Source organism: Mycobacterium colombiense, assembly GCF_001953985.1.
Taxonomy (GTDB): domain Bacteria; phylum Actinomycetota; class Actinomycetes; order Mycobacteriales; family Mycobacteriaceae; genus Mycobacterium; species Mycobacterium colombiense_B.
On record NZ_MBEI01000027.1, the window covers coordinates 1 to 724 of the forward strand.

Sequence of the window (724 nt, forward strand, 5' to 3'; positions counted from 1 at the left end):
CACACCAGCCGCTCGCCCCCGGCGGCCAACGCCCCCAACGCATCCGCGCGCCGCTGTGTGACGGTGCGCGGATCGGCGTCGCACACCGTGGCGGCCACCGCATCGAGGCGCCGATCCAACGCCTGGCCGTCGGTGGCCACCACGCTGCCGCTCAGATACGCCATCCCCGACTCGTGGGCCAGCACATCGACGTAGCGATCACGCAGTGCGTCCTTGGCCCGGCGCACCGCGTCGGCATCCACCAATGCCACCACCCGATCCACCGCGGCGGCCAACCCACCCTTGGTCAGCGACGGCCGCCGCGACAACAACACCGCCAACCGCGCATCGACGCGGGCCATCACGTCGGCATCGGTGATCAGATCGGTGCGAAACACGATCGTCTGAAACGCCCGGTAATCGATATCGCCGGCCTGAAACACCTTGCCCACCTGCGGCAGCCGGTCGCGCATCGCCATCGCATACCGCAGATAACTGTGCCCCATCGCCACACTGCACCCCAACGCCGCACCCAACTGCGCGGCCACCGCATCCCACGCATCGGCCGACCAGTCCGCGCGCTCCCCCGACTCCCGGCACCGCAACGCCAACAAGTCACCAGCGGCCACCAACCGCTCGGCGCCCGCCCGCGCCTCCGCACGCCCGGCCTCACGCACCCGATCCAGCAGCGCCGCCGACTCCGGCGTCTCCCGGGAGGCATACCACCACTCGAACATGTGTTCGA

Annotated in this window: 1 protein-coding gene; it reads right to left on the bottom strand. The window is 70.3% G+C overall.

All coding sequences use genetic code 11. The annotated features are described in order from the left end of the window. A partial coding sequence (locus A5732_RS04840; RefSeq protein ID WP_142256557.1) for a DUF222 domain-containing protein occupies positions 1–716 on the bottom strand: 716 nt, incomplete at its 3' end. Positions 717–724: the final 8 nt, after the last annotated feature.